Annotated in this window: 11 protein-coding genes; all 11 read right to left on the bottom strand. The window is 57.7% G+C overall.

The genetic code is table 11. From position 1 onward, the window contains the following. Positions 1-119 precede the first annotated feature (119 nt). The 11 genes from rlmB to mutL all read right to left on the bottom strand — a co-directional run bounded on the left by rlmB (position 120) and on the right by mutL (position 12,669). Positions 120-851, bottom strand: coding sequence for a 23S rRNA (guanosine(2251)-2'-O)-methyltransferase RlmB (rlmB, locus tag FEM41_RS07915; protein WP_138095466.1), 732 nt, complete (start codon positions 849-851; stop codon positions 120-122). 88 nt (positions 852-939) lie between these two features. Next, positions 940-3,381, bottom strand: coding sequence for a ribonuclease R (gene rnr, locus FEM41_RS07910; protein ID WP_138095465.1), 2,442 nt, complete (start codon positions 3,379-3,381; stop codon positions 940-942). Positions 3,382-3,419: 38 nt separating this feature from the next. Next, the gene (gene nsrR / locus FEM41_RS07905) at positions 3,420-3,845 is read right to left on the bottom strand and encodes a nitric oxide-sensing transcriptional repressor NsrR (protein WP_138095464.1); all 426 of its coding nucleotides are present in this window, start codon (positions 3,843-3,845) and stop codon (positions 3,420-3,422) included. 175 nt (positions 3,846-4,020) lie between these two features. Next, a complete protein-coding gene (locus FEM41_RS07900; RefSeq protein WP_138095463.1) occupies positions 4,021-5,319 on the bottom strand; it encodes an adenylosuccinate synthase in 1,299 nt (432 codons plus the stop codon). Positions 5,320-5,422: 103 nt separating this feature from the next. Then, positions 5,423-5,620 carry a DUF2065 domain-containing protein gene (locus FEM41_RS07895; RefSeq protein ID WP_138095462.1) on the bottom strand — a complete coding sequence of 66 codons (198 nt, stop codon included), beginning with the start codon at positions 5,618-5,620 and terminating at the stop codon, positions 5,423-5,425. Between the two features lie 72 nt (positions 5,621-5,692). After that, the gene (hflC, locus tag FEM41_RS07890) at positions 5,693-6,697 is read right to left on the bottom strand and encodes a protease modulator HflC (protein ID WP_138095461.1); all 1,005 of its coding nucleotides are present in this window, start codon (positions 6,695-6,697) and stop codon (positions 5,693-5,695) included. A 2-nt stretch (positions 6,698-6,699) separates the two neighbouring features. Further along, positions 6,700-7,950: an FtsH protease activity modulator HflK gene (gene hflK / locus FEM41_RS07885; protein ID WP_138095460.1), complete on the bottom strand. Its 1,251-nt coding sequence runs from the start codon at positions 7,948-7,950 to the stop codon at positions 6,700-6,702. Between the two features lie 94 nt (positions 7,951-8,044). Further along, positions 8,045-9,325: a ribosome rescue GTPase HflX gene (hflX, locus tag FEM41_RS07880; RefSeq protein WP_138095459.1), complete on the bottom strand. Its 1,281-nt coding sequence runs from the start codon at positions 9,323-9,325 to the stop codon at positions 8,045-8,047. A 76-nt stretch (positions 9,326-9,401) separates the two neighbouring features. Next, complete coding sequence (gene hfq / locus FEM41_RS07875) at positions 9,402-9,716, bottom strand: RNA chaperone Hfq (protein WP_138095458.1); 315 nt, start codon at positions 9,714-9,716, stop codon at positions 9,402-9,404. A gap of 114 nt (positions 9,717-9,830) precedes the next feature. Beyond that, the gene (gene miaA / locus FEM41_RS07870) at positions 9,831-10,772 is read right to left on the bottom strand and encodes a tRNA (adenosine(37)-N6)-dimethylallyltransferase MiaA (protein ID WP_138095457.1); all 942 of its coding nucleotides are present in this window, start codon (positions 10,770-10,772) and stop codon (positions 9,831-9,833) included. Then, positions 10,765-12,669, bottom strand: a complete 1,905-nt coding sequence (mutL, locus tag FEM41_RS07865; RefSeq protein ID WP_138095456.1) for a DNA mismatch repair endonuclease MutL — start codon at positions 12,667-12,669, stop codon at positions 10,765-10,767. Before mutL ends, miaA begins: the two co-directional genes overlap by 8 nt. Positions 12,670-12,677 lie beyond the last annotated feature (8 nt).

The following is a 12,677-nucleotide window of genomic DNA, read 5'->3' as shown; positions in this document are numbered from 1 at the left end:
TCGCGCGAGCGGAGTCAGGAAAATTGCGGAACGTCGGGCAACTGACCCGGGCGATACAGCAGGTCAGGGAGGGGGGAGAAAAGCACCCTCACCTTAAGTCGTGAGGGTGCCAGTCGCTATCAGCCGCGCTGTCTGACGGCTTCGAACAGACAGACACCGGTCGCGACCGATACGTTAAGCGACGAGACGCTGCCCGCCATAGGGATGCTGATCAGCTCATCGCAGTGTTCACGGGTCAGGCGGCGCATGCCTTCGCCTTCCGCGCCCATGACCAGCGCCAGCGGCCCCGCCAGCTTACTCTGGTAGAGCGTATGGGAGGCTTCACCTGCGGCTCCCACAATCCAGATATTCTCCTGCTGGAGCATACGCATGGTGCGGGCCAGATTGGTCACGCGGATCAGCGGAACAGTTTCTGCCGCGCCACAGGCGACCTTTTTCGCCGTAGCATTCAACTGGGCGGAACGATCTTTGGGAACGATAACCGCATGCACACCAGCCGCATCGGCGCTGCGCAGACAGGCGCCCAGGTTGTGCGGATCGGTAACGCCGTCCAGGATCAGCAGAAAAGGCTGTGGTACGGCGGCGATCAGATCCGGCAGATCGTTTTCCTGATACTGGCGCCCGGGGCGAACCAGCGCAATGATCCCCTGATGCACCGCGCCATCGGACTTCTCGTCCAGCCACTGACGGTTGGCCATCTGAATCACCACTCCCTGCGCTTCGAGCGCCTGGATCAGCGGGTGCAGACGCTTGTCGTCGCGCCCTTTCAGGACAAAGACCTGCAGCAAGCGTTCCGGCGCGCGTTCCAGCAGGGCCTGAACGGCGTGGATGCCATAGATGGTTTCACTCATGAAGACTACTCGTTTACATTCTGTTTAATGAACTACCCCTCTCCCCACAGGGGAGAGGGGCTCAGAGGACGATGCCTCAGTGGGGGGCTCAGTCCGCCTTCTTCTTCGCACGTTTCTCTTTCGCGGCGGCGGCTATCTTACGGGTTTTCGCGGACGGCTTTTTGCCTTTCTTCCCTTTATCCGACTTCTTCCCGGGCTGGCTTTCCGCCTTTTTCCCGTCACGGAAAGCACTGTCCGGCTCGAAGTTCACCCGACGACTGGCATCACGACGTCCGCCGCTTCTCCCTTTGCCGGTATTCTTCTTCGCCTTATCGCGCGCGGTCTTGCCCGCGCCGCGCACGACGCGCTGGCTGGAGATCAGCGAGAAGTCGATCTTACGTTCGTCCATATTGACCGCTTCAACCTTCACTTCCACCCGATCGCCCAGCCGGTAGGTCTGACCGCCGGATTCACCGATCAGACGCTGACCCACCTGGTCAAAGCGGTAGTAGTCATTATCAAGCGAGGAGACATGTACCAGACCGTCGATAAACAGCTCATCCAGCCGTACGAAGAAACCGAAGCCGGTCACGCTGGAGATCACGCCGTTAAAGACATTGCCCACCTGGTCCAGCATAAAGTCACACTTCAGCCAGTCCGCCACTTCGCGGGTGGCTTCGTCAGCCCGACGCTCGGTCAGCGAGCAGTGATCGCCCAGTTGCAGCATCTCTTCCATGCTGTAGTGCCAGCTACCGGTCTGCCCCGCATGGGTCTGTTCATTACGCTGCTTTTCCAGCAGGTACTTAATGGTGCGATGCAGCAGCAGGTCGGGATAGCGGCGAATCGGCGAGGTAAAGTGACCGTAAGAAGAGAGCGCCAGCCCAAAGTGACCACGGTTTTCCGGATCGTAGATCGCCTGTTTCATAGAACGCAGCAGCATAATCTGCAGCATTTCGTGATCGGGTCGATCGGCAATGGAGTCCAGCAGCGCCGCATAGTCGCCCGGCTGCGGCTTATTGCCACCCGGAAGCTCCAGACCCAGTTCCGACAGTACCGAACGGAACGCCGTAATCGCTTCAGTCGTCGGACGATCGTGCACCCTGAACAGCGCGGGCTCTTTATGTTTTTCCACAAAACGCGCCGCCGAAACGTTAGCGAGGATCATGCACTCTTCGATCAGCTTATGGGCGTCGTTGCGCTGGGTTTGCTCAATACGCTCGATGCGACGCTCGGCGTTAAAGATAAACTTCGCCTCTTCGCTCTCGAACGAAATGCCGCCGCGCTCGCCGCGAGCCTGTTCCAGCGTCTTGTACAGGTGATGCAGCTCTTCAATAGGCTTCACCAGCGGCTGATACTGTTCACGCAGTTCGCCATCGCCCTGCAGGATGTGCCACACCTTGGTATAGGTCAGACGGGCGTGGGAGCTCATCACCGCTTCATAGAATTTATACGACGAGAGATTGCCGCGCGCGGAGATGGTCATCTCGCATACCATACACAGGCGGTCCACCTGCGGGTTCAGCGAGCAGAGACCGTTAGAGAGCACCTCCGGCAGCATCGGCACCACCTGAGAGGGGAAGTAAACCGACGTACCGCGGCTACGCGCCTCTTTATCCAGCGCCGTGCGCGGACGCACGTAGTAGCTTACATCGGCGATGGCGACCCACAGGCGCCAACCGCCGCCGCGTTTTTTCTCACAGTAAACGGCGTCGTCAAAATCGCGGGCGTCTTCACCGTCGATGGTGACCAACGGCAGATCGCGCAGATCCACTCGACCCTGCTTGGCCGATTCCGGTACCTGCTCGCTCAGGCCCGCGACCTGCGCTTCTACCTCTTTAGGCCATACGTAAGGAATATCATGGTTGCGCAGGGCGATATCCACCGCCATGCCGGTCCCCATATTGTCGCCCAGGACTTCGACTATCTTACCCACGGCCTTGGTACGCCGCGTCGGGCGCTGGGTCAGTTCGACCACTACCACAAAGCCCATGCGCGCGCCCTGAATCTCTTCAGGTGGAATCAGGATGTCAAAGCTCAGGCGGCTGTCGTCCGGTACCACAAAGCCGACCCCGGCTTCGGTAAAGTAACGTCCGACGATCTGGCCGGTACGCGGCTCCAGCACTCGCACGATACGCGCTTCGCGGCGCCCTTTACGATCTGCGCCCAGTGGCTGGGCCAGCACTTCATCGCCGTGAATACAGCGCTTCATCTCTTCGGATGAAAGATAGAAGTCGTCTTTGCTTCCTTCGGCTCTCAGGAAGCCATAGCCGTCACGATGGCCGATAACCCTGCCCTTCACCAGGTCAAGGCGCTCCGGTAGCGCATAGCACTGACGACGGGTAAAGACCAGTTGTCCGTCGCGCTCCATAGCGCGCAGACGGCGACGCAGCGCCTCTTCCTGCTCTTCGCCTTCAATATTCATTTCACGGGCCAGCTCATCGCGGCTGGCCGGTTTTTCGCGTTTAGACAGGAGATCGAGAATGAATTCACGGCTGGGAATTGGGTTGGTGTATTTCTCGGCTTCTCGTTCCTGAAATGGATCTTGTGACATTGCGGTTCCTCCGTTGTCATCCGCTGGCGGAATTTTCGTCATTCCACCAGCAATAATTTGTATAACGGCTGGTTTTCTTCCACTAAATCGGCCAGCGTGTAGTTATCCAGTTCCTGAAGGAAGCTTTGCACCGCCCGTGAGAGCGCCTGTTTCAGACGACAGGCCGGTGTGATATGACAAAACTCGCTACTGCAGTTAACCAGAGTCAACGGCTCGAGATCGCGAACGACATCGCCCACGCGGATCTCATGCGCCGCTTTGCCTAACCGGATACCGCCGTTCTTACCGCGCACGGCGGTAACATAGCCGGCGCGGCTAAGCTGATTGATGATCTTCACCATATGATTACGGGAGACACCATACACCTCAGTCACTTCTGAAATGCTGGTCATACGCCCCTCCGGCAAAGCCGCCATATAAATTAAAGCTCGCAGGCCGTAATCCGTAAAACTCGTTAACTGCACATAAACCTCGGGTAAAGGGAGGGAAAACGCTCTTTATTTACAATGATGATAAACCAGCCGACGGCCTGGCCGCTAATTAATTTGGGCGTACCTGGCTGAAAGTGGGTTATATGGTGGACGGGAATATGAGGAATGGGCAGACCATGTCGGGCGCGTGACCGCGCCCGATCTTTGATTATGCGTCGTACGGGTCGCGCAGAATCATGGTCTCGCTACGGTCCGGGCCGGTAGAGATAATATCCACAGGAACCCCGGTCAGCGCTTCGATGCGCTCAATGTAGTTCAGCGCAGCCTGAGGCAGCTGGTTACGATCCTTCACACCGAAGGTGCTCTCGGACCAGCCCGGCATGCTTTCGTAGATCGGCTCAATACCATCCCAGTTTTCAGCCGCCATCGGCGTGGTGGAGACTTCACGGCCGTCCGGCATACGGTAAGCCACGCAAATCTTCACCTCTTCCAGACCGTCCAGAACGTCCAGCTTGGTCAGGCAGAAACCGGACAGCGAGTTGATCTGTACGGCACGTTTTACCGCCACGGCATCCAGCCAGCCAGTACGGCGGCGACGACCAGTGGTGGCGCCAAATTCGTTACCCTGCTTACACAGGTACTCACCCACATCGTCAAACAGCTCGGTCGGGAACGGACCGGCGCCCACGCGGGTGGAGTATGCCTTCAGGATACCCAGCACGTAGTCAACGTAACGCGGCCCCAGACCAGAGCCGGTGGAAACGCCGCCAGCGGTGGTGTTGGAAGAGGTCACGTAGGGATAGGTACCGTGGTCGATATCCAGCAGCGTGCCCTGCGCGCCTTCAAACATAATGAAGTCGCCACGCAGACGCGCCTGATCCAGCAGGTCGGAAACGTCCACCACCATGCTGGTCAGCAGATCGGCCACCGCCATCGCATCGTCCAGCACTTTCTGGTAGTCCACCGGAGAGGCTTTGTAGAAGTGCTCCAGTTGGAAGTTGTGATATTCCATCACCTCTTTCAGCTTGCTGGCGAAGGTCTCTTTATCGAACAGATCGCCAACGCGCAGACCGCGACGGGCCACTTTATCTTCATAGGCCGGACCGATACCACGACCGGTGGTGCCAATAGCTTTGGCGCCGCGCGCTTTTTCACGAGCCACGTCCAGCGCAATGTGGTAGTCCAGGATCAACGGGCAAGCTTCGGATAACAGCAGACGTTCGCGAACCGGAACACCGCGATCTTCCAGCTCTTTCATCTCTTTCAGCAATGCTTCAGGAGAAAGCACCACACCGTTACCGATGATGCTGATGACGTTCTCACGAAGAATACCTGATGGAATAAGATGGAGGACGGTTTTTTCACCGTTAATGACCAGCGTATGACCTGCGTTGTGACCGCCCTGATAGCGCACAACATATTTGGCCCGTTCAGTCAGAAGATCAACAATTTTGCCTTTACCTTCGTCACCCCATTGGGTGCCCAGTACGACGACGTTGTTACCCATTTTTCAATATCACCGTTTGCTTAAAAATGGATTCTACCATCGGTTTTGCAGATGTTCAGCTCCTTTTGGCTATAAAAACGCGCATGTTATGCCAGTTTTTTCATCAGACAATCGTTTTCCTCAACATGTAGTAGATGACGATGCCGGCAACCACAAGAGCGCCGCCATAACGTCTTAATATTCCATCTGGCAACTGGGTTATGCTGCCGATCATTCGACGCCACAGACCGGGAAACAGCATCGGGCCAAGGCCTTCCAGCACCAGTACCAGCGCCAGTGCGGTCAGAATTGTTGCGTTCATTCGCTTTCCATCACATAAAAAAAGAGCCGGAGAAATTCCGGCTCTTTATATCACACTCAGCGAGATGCTGGATTAACGTGAGCTATGGGTCGGCGTCTTCATATAGCGGAAGAAGTCGTTTTCCGGGCTCAGCACCATCACATCCTGGTTAGAGTTAAAGCTGGACTCGTAAGCGCGCAGGCTACGGATAAAGGCATAGAAATCCGGATCCTGACTAAAGGCGTCGGCAAACAGCTTCGCCGCTTCGGCGTCGCCTTCACCGCGCGTCATACGCGCCTGACGCTCCGCTTCCGCCAGCGTGCGGGTGACCTGGTAGTCCGCGGCAGCGCGCAGCTTCTCGGCCTCTTCCTGACCCTGGGAGCGGTGACGACGGGCAACGGCGGCACGCTCGGCGCGCATACGGTTGTAAATCGCCTCGGACACTTCAGTCGGCAGGTTGATCTGCTTGATACGCACATCCACCACTTCGATACCCAGCGCCGCCATACTGTTCGGGTTAATAACCGGCACCTTACCGTCGGTCTCTTTCGCTACGCGCTCCGCCGCTTTGGCAATAGCGTCGTCAGCGGCTGGCGTTTCAACTTCATCTTCAGTACCGGCAGAGCCAGAGTTCAGGGCTTCACGCACTTCAATGGTCAGACGGCCTCGGGAATCGGTAACGATATCCTTCACATCCAGACGACCAATTTCAGAACGCAGACGGTCACTGAATTTACGCTTCAGCAGCACTTCGGCCTGAGAGATATCGCCGCCGCCCGTCGCCAGGTAGTAACGGCTGAAGTCGCTGATACGCCACTTGATGTAAGAGTCGACGATCAGATCTTTCTTCTCTTTGGTCACGAAGCGATCCGCCTGGTTATCCATGGTCTGGATACGGGCGTCCAGGGTCTTTACAGACTCGATAAACGGCACCTTAAAGTGCAGACCCGGCGCATAAACCAGCGGCTTATTCTCGTCGTCGCGCACCACTTTACCAAAGCGCAGCGTAATACCGCGCTCGCCCTCTTTTACCACAAAGATGGAGGCGTAGAGCACGACCAGTACAATCACGATGATTGCAATTAATGACTTCCGCATCGTTATTCCCCCCCCCGGCGCTGAGTATCGTTGCGCTGCGCGTTAGCACGGCGCTGGTCCATGATGTCGCCACTGCTGGATGACGATGACTGGCTGGCGCTACTGCTGGACTCCGGCGCAGGCGGCAGACGCAGCAGATCGCTGCTATCCGAATTTTTGGCCGGTGCTTTAGCGCCGCCCTTCAGCATCTGGTCGAGCGGCAGCACCATCAGGTTGCCTCCCTTATCGTTGACCAGCACTTTCCGGGTATGGCTGAGCACTTTCTCCATGGTTTCAATGTAGAGACGCTCACGTGTGATTTCCGGCGCGGCTTTGTATTCCGGCAGAATTTTAGCAAAGCGAGAGACCTCACCCTGGGCTTCCAGAACGGTCTGGGTCTTATAGGCCCGGGCCTCTTCCAGAATACGCTGAGCGCGACCGTTAGCACGGGGCTGAACTTCGTTAGCGTAAGCTTCTGCTTCACGGATGTACTGCTGCTCGTTTTCACGGGCGGCAATGGCGTCGTCAAACGCGGACTTCACCTCTTCCGGCGGACGTGCGGCCTGGAAGTTCACGTCCAGCAGCGTAATCCCCATATTGTAGGGCTTAATAGTCTCTTCCAGCTCGCGCTGGGTATCGCTACGGATAACGGTACGCCCTTCGGTGAGGATGCGATCCATGGTGTACTTACCGATGACGCCGCGCAGCGCGCTATCGGTTGCCTGGCGCAGACTGTCGTCGGCGCTGGTCACAGCGTACAGATATTGTTCGGGATCGGTCACGCGGTACTGCACGTTCATTTCCACGCGCACCACGTTTTCATCAGAGGTCAGCATCACGCCGGACGCGGCCAGTTCCCGCACCGATTCCACGTTTACCGCTCTGACGTTATCAATAAAGGTAGGTTTCCAGTTCAGACCCGGCTCAACCAAATGACTGAACTTGCCGAAACGCGTCACGACGCCGCGCTCCGCTTCTTTGATGGTATAGAAACCGCTGGCCGCCCAGATAATCACCGCCGCTACCGCGACAATGCCGACTACCTTACCGCCCATATGACCGCGCGGACCTTGTCCGGTACCGCCGCCTTTGTTGCCGCCGCCAAAGCCGCCAAGCTTTTTGCTCAGCTTGCGGAAGATATCATCCAGATCGGGAGGCCCCTGATCGCGGCCCCCTTTATTTCCCCCAGAATTTCCCCCAGAGTCGCCGCCAGGTTTGCTGCTTCCCCACGGGTCGCGGTCCTGTCCGTTATTACCGGGCTGATTCCACGCCATGTATGTGCTCCATATTTGTTGTGCGGTGATATACCCTTCATTCAACATTCCGGGTATTCCCCCTCAGGGGAAAGTCTTCAGGCCAGCTCGACGATTAAACCAGATAATCCACCAGTGCCGGTTCCTGCTTACAGAGGCGACGCCATTCCACCACGGGCAAACGAATCTCCAGCCCGACGCTGCCGTCCTCCTCCATCCACTCTTTTTCTATCGCCTGAAGCTGATAAAACCGGCTTCGCAGACGCCCCTCGCGCGGAGGAAGCCGCAGGGTATGCTGCGCGATCTCCCCGGAAAGCCGCTCCGTCAGAGCCTGGAAAAGCAGTGGTAAACCGTCACCAGTCTGCGCTGAAAGCCAGACCCGTACCGGTACATTCTCTTCATCGCGATCGATACGCGGCTCAAAACCATCCAGCATATCGATCTTGTTCATCACCAGTAGCGTCGGCAGTTCCCTGGCATCAATTTCCTCAAGAACCGACTCTACGGCTTCAATGTTCTCCTGCACCCGGTGATCCGCAGCGTCAATAACGTGCAGCAGCAGCGTTGCCTGACGGGTCTCCTGCAGCGTCGCCTTAAACGCGGCGACCAGGTCGTGGGGCAGGTGGCGGATAAAACCTACGGTGTCCGCCAGCACCGTTTCACCTACGTCCGCCACGTCGATACGACGCAACGTGGGGTCCAGCGTGGCAAACAGCTGATCTGCTGCATAGACGCCGGACTCGGTGACCCGGTTAAACAGCGTGGATTTACCTGCGTTGGTATAGCCGACCAAAGAAACGGTAGGCACATCGGCACGGGTACGGGCGCGTCGGCCCTGCTCACGCTGCTTCTCAACTTTTTCCAGCCGCGAGAGGATCTGGCTAATGCGGTTGCGCAGCAGACGGCGGTCCGTCTCAAGCTGGGTCTCCCCCGGTCCACGCAGACCAATCCCCCCTTTCTGGCGCTCAAGGTGGGTCCAACCCCGAACCAGTCGCGTCGCCAGGTGGCGCAGCTGCGCCAGTTCAACCTGCAGCTTACCCTCATGTGTACGGGCACGCTGGGCAAAAATATCCAGAATCAGTCCGGTGCGGTCAATAACCCGACATTCGCACAGGCGCTCAAGATTACGTTCCTGAGCGGGGGTTAACGCATGGTCAAAGAGCACGACTGATGCCCCAGTGGCTTTAACTGCGTCGGCAATTTCAGTTGCCTTGCCCTCACCAACAAAATACTTCGGGTGCGGCGCCTTTCGGGTACCGGTCACCACCTGCAAAGCCTCGACACCGGCGGAAGAAACCAGGGCTTCAAACTCCTGGAGATCCTCCATGTCTTTGTCTTGCGAAAAATAGATGTGTACCAGTACCGCCTGCTCACCGGCATCATAACGGTCAAACAAGCGTATAACCTCTCAAAAAGACCAGCGGGGAACGCAGATAACCTGGTTCCCCGGCATGGGATTACAGCCCGCCACCTTATTCAGTTGCGTCGCTGTCCTGCTGCCCGGCGGAACCCGCCTGCGCGTTATTGCTGTTGCCATGGTGATAGTTGCTGGAACCGCCGCCGGCATTGTTGCTGTGATGAGATACCGGACGTGACGGAACAACAGTAGAAATCGCGTGCTTATAGACCATCTGGCTGACCGTGTTTTTCAACAGGATCACAAACTGATCAAAAGACTCAATCTGACCTTGCAGCTTAATACCATTCACCAAATAAATAGAAACCGGAACACGTTCCCGACGCAGCGCGTTCAGAAACGGGTCTTGCAAAGATTGCCCCTTAGCCATTCTATCTTTTCCTTATAGCTTGTTGTTTGTACTCATGAACCCTTGGGCTCTGAAAAAACTGTCTAAAAAATTTGCACACACACGAGTCGCCATAATTGTACACGTTCAATACGCTCACGCACCAACTACCTGCAACACTCGCTGCAGAGATTGCCGGGGATGGTCGCTATCCAGCCATTCCACCCCTTCCCAACCCCTCAGCCAGGTCATCTGACGTTTAGCCAGCTGCCTCGTGGCGCAAACACCGCGATAAACCATCTCATCGTAAGCGATCTCGCCGGTCAAATATGACCACATCTGGCGGTATCCCACACAACGAACGGAAGGCATATCCGTATGCAAGTCTCCGCGGGCAAAAAGTGCCCGAACTTCTGCTTCAAAACCTGAAGCCAACATCTGATGAAAACGCTGCTCGATTCGCTGATGGAGCAGTTCACGGCTCGCCGGGGCGATAGCGAACTGATGCACCTGATACGGTAGAGCGTCTCCGGAAGTTTGCGTCAACTCCGTTAAAGTTTTACCCGAAATGAAAAAAACTTCCAGTGCCCGGGAAAGTCTTTGCGGATCATTCGGATGGATTCGCTGCGCCGCCACCGGATCAATAGCTTCAAGCTCCCGGTGTAGTGCGCCCCATCCCTGCTCTGCCGCCTGTTGTTCGATTCGCGCACGCACCACGGGATCCGCGGAAGGCAGTGGCGAAAGTCCTTCGAGTAATGCCTTGAAATAGAGCATGGTACCGCCAACCAGTAGCGGAATACGGCCAGATGCCGTAATTTCTGCCATCTGTTCCAGCGCGCTTCGGCGAAAATCCGCCGCCGACCAGCTTTCGGCAGGATCCAGAATATCCAGCAGGCGGTGCGGCGCCTGGGCCAGTTCGTCGGCCCCCGGCTTCGCAGTCCCCACATCCATACCCCGGTAAATCAGAGCGGAATCCACGCTAATCAACTCTACCGGTAGCAGAGTGCGCAGCTTAATCGCCAGCGCCGTCTTGCCAGAGGCGGTGGGTCCCATCAAAAAAATCGCCTTCGGCAGGCCAGCCTTACTTTCGTTACTCATGCTTCAGGGCATTCATCGCCGGATGTAGATCTACGGGTTGCAACAGGCCACCAGGCGGTGATTTCACCAGTTGCGGACAGAGGCGTTCCAGAGAGGCCAGCAGCGTTATCGCCTGCGCCTGGCTCCACTCGACTTGCTCGCTCGCTAAATGGCGGGCCAGCCAGTGGGCTATATGGGAAGCCTCGCACTCTGTCTGCTGCGCCAGGTAGCCTATCAGTTCAGGAATCAAGATTTGTAAATTTTGTTGTCGTAAGGGTAAAGGCACCGCGCGGAGCGTCACATGCCGCGCATCGATGGCGAATTCTACGCCTGTTTCCGCCAGCAGCGCCTGGTACCGGCTCAGAGTATCACGCTCTGGGGCCTGAAGCTGCAGGCGTACCGGAATCAGCAGCGGCTGCGGGCGTAGTCTTTCGCTGCCAGGTGACAGCTGTGCCTGACGCAGCCAGCGTTCCGCTACCGGCAACGCCAGTAATGTCAGCGCCCCGTCGCGCTCCAGTAGCGCCAGCTCGTTCTGCATCACGGCCAGCACCCGGCCAAAACTCTGGCTGTGGGCCGATAACGCAGCCTCACCCGATGCCGGAGCAGGCGCGGACGCCGCCTCTTCTTCCTGAGGCGTATCCAGTAGTTGGCGATACAGCGCCCCCTGCCGTTTCTGATAGCCCGGCGCGGCATGGGGCCAGTCGCCCGCGCCCTGGCCGCGCCCACCCGCCGAACCACCGCCAGCACCGCCGCCGCGCCGCGTTTCAGATATCGAAGAAGTGGTCGATGCGCTATAGCGCGGCTCCGGCTCCCGGGCCGGACGTGAAAAATGGTTTTCACCGGCAGCAGCCCGGTTTTCCGGCTGCCAGCGCGGCGATGTCGCCTCGCCGTTCTCTTCCAGCGGCAGCGCGCTTTCCGTTTGCTGATGCAGGACGCTCAGCACGCCCTGGTAGATAAAATCGTGCACCAGTCGCGACTGATGGAACCGCACCTCATGCTTGGCGGGATGGACGTTAACGTCCACCTGGTGGGGATCCACCTCCAGATAGAGCACGTAAGCGGGCTGCCCGGCGTCACCGCGCCCCTCTTCACAGGCCTGGCGAATGGCATGGTTAATCAGGCGATCGCGCATCATGCGCCCGTTAACATAGCAGTACTGAATTTCAGCGAAAGAAGCGTCAGAGCCGCGGGGTTCCGCCACCCAACCGCGCAGCGCCAAATCACCATGCTGCCACTCAATAGCCAGCGCGTGTTCCATAAAGGCAGTGCCGCAAATCGCCCCCAGCCGCCGCTCGCGCTGGCCGCCTTCCGGCACCGCACGATACTGGCGCACCAGCTTGCCGTTATGGGTCAGGTTGATGGCGACATCGAAGCGTGCCAGCGCAATGCGCCGCACCACTTCGTCGATATGACCGAATTCGGTCTTTTCGGTACGCAGAAATTTGCGGCGCGCCGGAGTGTTGTAGAACAGATCCAGCACTTCCAGCGTGGTTCCCGTGGGGTGGGCCGCCGGTTTTACCGTCACCGCCATCTCGCGCCCTTCGGCATAGGCCTGCCACGCTTCCTGCTGGGCTTCGGTGCGGGAGGTGAGCGTCAGCCGGGAGACCGAACTGATACTGGCCAGCGCCTCGCCGCGAAAGCCAAGGCTGATGATCGCCTCCAGGTCGTCGAGCGTGGCAATCTTACTGGTGGCATGACGCGCCAGAGCCAGCGACAACTCTTCTTTATTGATGCCGCAGCCGTTATCGCGGATGCGAATAAGTTTGGCGCCGCCGCGCTCGATATCGATATCGATACGGGTCGCGCCGGCATCGAGGCTATTTTCCACCAGCTCCTTAACCACCGACGCCGGCCGTTCCACTACCTCCCCTGCGGCGATCTGGTTCGCCAGCTGCGGGGGTAAGATCTGAATCGGCATACTCTCTC

Source organism: Jejubacter calystegiae (assembly GCF_005671395.1).
Lineage (GTDB): Bacteria > Pseudomonadota > Gammaproteobacteria > Enterobacterales > Enterobacteriaceae > Jejubacter > Jejubacter calystegiae.
This window is presented reverse-complemented; position numbering and strand designations above follow the sequence as displayed.

Coding starts and splice junctions, on each gene's coding strand:
- rlmB (WP_138095466.1), bottom strand. CDS start 851: ATGAGTGAAACCATCTATGGCATCCACGCCGTTCAGGCCCTGCTGGAA.
- rnr (WP_138095465.1), bottom strand. CDS start 3,381: ATGTCACAAGATCCATTTCAGGAACGAGAAGCCGAGAAATACACCAAC.
- FEM41_RS07900 (WP_138095463.1), bottom strand. CDS start 5,319: ATGGGTAACAACGTCGTCGTACTGGGCACCCAATGGGGTGACGAAGGT.
- FEM41_RS07895 (WP_138095462.1), bottom strand. CDS start 5,620: ATGAACGCAACAATTCTGACCGCACTGGCGCTGGTACTGGTGCTGGAA.
- hflC (WP_138095461.1), bottom strand. CDS start 6,697: ATGCGGAAGTCATTAATTGCAATCATCGTGATTGTACTGGTCGTGCTC.
- hflK (WP_138095460.1), bottom strand. CDS start 7,950: ATGGCGTGGAATCAGCCCGGTAATAACGGACAGGACCGCGACCCGTGG.
- hfq (WP_138095458.1), bottom strand. CDS start 9,716: ATGGCTAAGGGGCAATCTTTGCAAGACCCGTTTCTGAACGCGCTGCGT.
- miaA (WP_138095457.1), bottom strand. CDS start 10,772: ATGAGTAACGAAAGTAAGGCTGGCCTGCCGAAGGCGATTTTTTTGATG.
- mutL (WP_138095456.1), bottom strand. CDS start 12,669: ATGCCGATTCAGATCTTACCCCCGCAGCTGGCGAACCAGATCGCCGCA.